The following is a 3,531-nucleotide window of genomic DNA, read 5'->3' on the forward strand; positions in this document are numbered from 1 at the left end:
TGGCCCGAGCGCGGGTAGGGATCGACGTCGTACTGCACGAAGGGCTGCAGCGTGTACACCCGCACGCTGCCGGCCGCGACCGCCGACTCCACGAGGCCGCTGGCGGTCGTGCTGGTCCGCCCGGGCACGGTGCCGCCGGGCGGCACGGCCGTGGCGTCGTAGGCCGCCTGCAGCACGTAGCCGGCCTGCAGCGTCACGGTGTCGGTGTAGACCGGCGTGGTGATCGCCAGCGCGAGCGCGTTGGGCACGCTGACGCGCAGGCTGTCGGCCGTCACGCTCTGGATGCTGAGCAGGAAGTCGAAACCACCCTGCGTGGCCACGCTGCGGGTGGCGGTCTGCGTCAGCAGGTCGTTCGTCGTGATGCGTGCGCCGATGGTGGCCGGCAAGACTGCCAGCTGGATCTGCGTGTAGGTGGCCACGATGGTTCCGTTGGTCACCTCGCCCGCCACTTCCACGCAGTCGTTGTAGGTGATGGTGGCCACGTCCCCGGGCGTGGAGGTGCCGCTGTTGTCACGATCGTCGTAAACCGTCGTCGTGCTTCCCGAGACGAAGCAGGGCTCGACCTCCGGCGGCTGCACTGCCGCCGCACGCTTGCGCCCCGCGGCCGCGACCCGCGCGGTCGGGCTGCTTCCGCCGGCCACACCGACCGTAGCGCCCAGCACACCCGCCTGCAGCGCCACCATGCCGGCACGCGCGAGCGTGTCCTGGTTGGTGGCAGTGACGTCGACGGTGCCCGGAAGCGGGAATCCGTCGTCCCCTCCTCCTCCCCCACCGCCGCAGGCGGCCAGCGACAGTCCCATCGCCGCGGCAAGGCAGGACCTCGCCCACAGACCGATCCGATGACTGGTTTCCATGCCGACCTCCGCGTGGACGCTTGCGATGCTGGCACTCTAGGCCTGGCGGCCGGCGGCGCGTTGAGGGCACGCAACCGCCGCAAGTTTTTGAACGATCACGTCAAGCAGCGTGAAGCGCCTTTGAACAGTCGCCGCCTACAGTGCCGCTGACCGACCGCACATGCCGCCTGCCATGAATACCTCCCGACCAGCGCGATACACCGGCCCCGCCATCGCCCTGCACTGGCTGCTCGGCCTGGCGATCGTGGGCTCGTTCATCGTCGGCCTCTACATGACCGACCTGCCGATGTCGCCGCAGCGGCTGAAGCTCTACAACTGGCACAAGTGGGCCGGCATCTGCATCCTGACGCTGTCGGCGATCCGCCTGCTGTGGCGTCTGACGCACCGTCCGCCCGAAGACGTGCCGATGCCGGCATGGCAGCGCCGCGCCTCGCACGCAGTGCACATCGCCCTGTACGTGCTGTTCTTCGCCGTGCCGCTGGCCGGCTGGGCCTACAGCTCGGCGGCGGGCTTCCCGATCGTCGTCTTCGGCGTGATCCCGCTGCCCGACTTCGTGCCGGCGAACAAGGAACTCGCCGAGGCCATCAAGCCTCTTCACAAGATCCTCGCCTTCACGATGGCCGCCCTGGTGCTGGCCCACGTCGGCGCGGCCCTCAAGCACCACTTCATCGACCGCGACGGCCTGCTCGGGCGCATGCGCCCCGGCCGCGACTGACCCGAGACCGAACCATGAAGACCTACCTCGCCATCAGCCTGCTTGCCCTCGGCGCCGCCTTCGCCGCACCGCCCGTCTGCGCGCAGCAACTCGTGGGCGCGGGCAGCGAGATCGCCTTCACCAGCAAGCAGATGGGCGTGCCGGTGGACGGCAAGTTCCGCAAGTTCGACGCCAAGGTGGCGTTCGACCCGAAGAAGCCCGAGGCCGCGAGCATCGGCTTCACCGTCGACCTGGCCAGCGTGTCGCTGGGCGCCGCCGAGACGGAGGCCGAGATCGTCAAGCCGGAATGGTTCGACACGAAGAAGTTTCCGCAGGCCACCTTCCAGAGCACCGCGGTGAAAGCCACTGGCGCCGGCAAGTACGAGGTGGCCGGCAAGCTGACCATCAAGGGCACGGCGCAGAACGTCGTCGTGCCGGTGGCGCTGGCGCAATCCGGCGGCACCACCACGGCGACCGGCAGCTTCGTGCTCAAGCGGCTGGCCTTCCGCATCGGCGACGGCGACTGGAAGGACACCTCCATGGTCGCCGACGACGTGCAGGTGCGCTTCAAGCTCGCACTGACCGGCGTCGGCGCACTCTGATTTCCAACCCCACCACCCTCAGGAGAGGCATTCCATGACCAAGACCCTGCTCGCCACGGCCCTGCTCGCCGCCGCCGGCTTCGCCCAGGCACAGAGCGCCACCTACACGATCGACCCGACGCACACCTTCGTCAACTTCGAGGCCAAGCACTTCGGCACCTCGACGCTGCGTGGCCGCTTCGACAAGAAGGAAGGCGCCGTGCAGTTCGACCGCGCCGGCAAGAGCGGCAAGGCCGAGATCACCATCGACATCGGCTCGGTGAGCACCGGCGTCGGCCCGCTCGACGGCCATCTGAAGAGCAAGGACTTCTTCAACGCCGCCGAATTCGCCACCGCCAAGTTCGTCAGCGACAAGTTCGTGTTCGACGGCGACAAGGTCACCGAGGTGAGCGGCTCGCTGACGATGCTCGGCAAGAGCAACCCGGTGACGCTGAAGGCCTCCAACTTCAACTGCTACCAGAACCCGATGCTCAAGCGCGAGGTCTGCGGCGGCGACTTCGAGACCACCATCACGCGCAGCCAGTGGGGCATGACCTACGGCCTGCCCGGCATCCCGGACAACATCCGGCTGCTGATCCAGATCGAGGCCGTCAAGCAGTAAGCGCGGCCCGACGCGATGAAGCGGACCCTGCTCGCGAGCCTCGCGGCCGGGACCGCGCTCGCCGCCCACGGCATCGCCGGCGCCCAGCCGGCAACCTATCGCCTCGACCCGTCGCACAGCTTCGTGCACTTCGAGGTGATGCACTTCGGCACCGCCACGCTGCGCGGCCGCTTCGGCCCGCTCGCGGGCGTGGCCGACCTCGACCGCAGCGCGCGCCGCGGCGAGGTCTCGCTGATCATCCCGACGCGCATCGTCAGCACCGGGCTGCCGGTGCTCGACAGCCGCCTGCGCCAGGGCGACCTGCTGGCCAGCAGCGAGCACCCCGACGCCTACTTCGTGGCGCGCAACTTCGTCTTCGAGGGCGATGTGCTGCGTGAAGTGCGTGGCGAGATCACGCTGCGCGGCATCAGCCGGCCGCTGGCCCTGCGCGCGCTGGGCTTCTCGTGCGGCACGCATCCGGTGCTTCAGCGCGAGTGGTGCGGTGGCGACTTCGAGGCCGAACTGCGCCGCAGCGACTTCGGCATGAGCTTCGGCCTGCCGCTGGTGGCCGACCGCGTGCGCCTGCAGGTGCAGGTCGAGGCGATCCGCGACTAGCCGGCGGCGCGCCACGCCGCGGCGAAGGCGCGTGCGCGTCCGGCGATCTCCGCCAGCGCCAGACCCGGCGTGAACAGCTGGCCGCCGATGCCCGCGCCGGCGGCGCCCGCGGCGCGCCAGGCCGCCAGGCTGCCTGGCGTGACGCCGCCCACCGGCCACAGGCCCGTGCCCGACGGCAGCACCGAG

5 protein-coding genes and 1 pseudogene are annotated in these 3,531 nt (G+C 69.8%); 4 read left to right on the forward strand and 2 right to left on the reverse strand.

From position 1 onward, the window contains the following. The coding region (locus tag AB7U92_RS24010; protein ID WP_428582861.1) for a hypothetical protein at positions 1–854 on the reverse strand (854 nt) is incomplete at its 3' end. 172 nt (positions 855–1,026) lie between these two features. Here AB7U92_RS24010 and AB7U92_RS24015 point away from each other — a divergent pair. Genes AB7U92_RS24015 through AB7U92_RS24030 form a run of 4 tightly spaced genes read left to right on the forward strand, consistent with a single transcriptional unit; the run spans position 1,027 to position 3,345 of the window. Further along, positions 1,027–1,569 (forward strand): cytochrome b, encoded by a 543-nt coding sequence (locus tag AB7U92_RS24015; RefSeq protein WP_428582863.1) that lies wholly within the window; start codon positions 1,027–1,029, stop codon positions 1,567–1,569. 14 nt (positions 1,570–1,583) lie between these two features. After that, positions 1,584–2,150 carry a YceI family protein gene (locus tag AB7U92_RS24020; RefSeq protein WP_428582865.1) on the forward strand — a complete coding sequence of 189 codons (567 nt, stop codon included), beginning with the start codon at positions 1,584–1,586 and terminating at the stop codon, positions 2,148–2,150. A 34-nt stretch (positions 2,151–2,184) separates the two neighbouring features. Continuing rightward, on the forward strand, positions 2,185–2,751 hold the full coding sequence (locus AB7U92_RS24025) for a YceI family protein (protein WP_428582867.1): 567 nt from the start codon (positions 2,185–2,187) through the stop codon (positions 2,749–2,751). A gap of 15 nt (positions 2,752–2,766) precedes the next feature. Then, complete coding sequence (locus AB7U92_RS24030; RefSeq protein ID WP_428582869.1) at positions 2,767–3,345, forward strand: YceI family protein; 579 nt, start codon at positions 2,767–2,769, stop codon at positions 3,343–3,345. Here the strand turns inward: AB7U92_RS24030 and AB7U92_RS24035 are convergent. Continuing rightward, positions 3,342–3,531 (reverse strand): annotated as a pseudogene (locus AB7U92_RS24035) (2-dehydro-3-deoxy-6-phosphogalactonate aldolase); the annotation flags it as partial. The gene AB7U92_RS24030 and the pseudogene AB7U92_RS24035 sit on opposite strands and share 4 nt — an antisense overlap.

It is taken from the genome of Piscinibacter sp. (assembly GCF_050175855.1).
In the GTDB taxonomy this organism is placed as follows: domain Bacteria; phylum Pseudomonadota; class Gammaproteobacteria; order Burkholderiales; family Burkholderiaceae_C; genus Piscinibacter.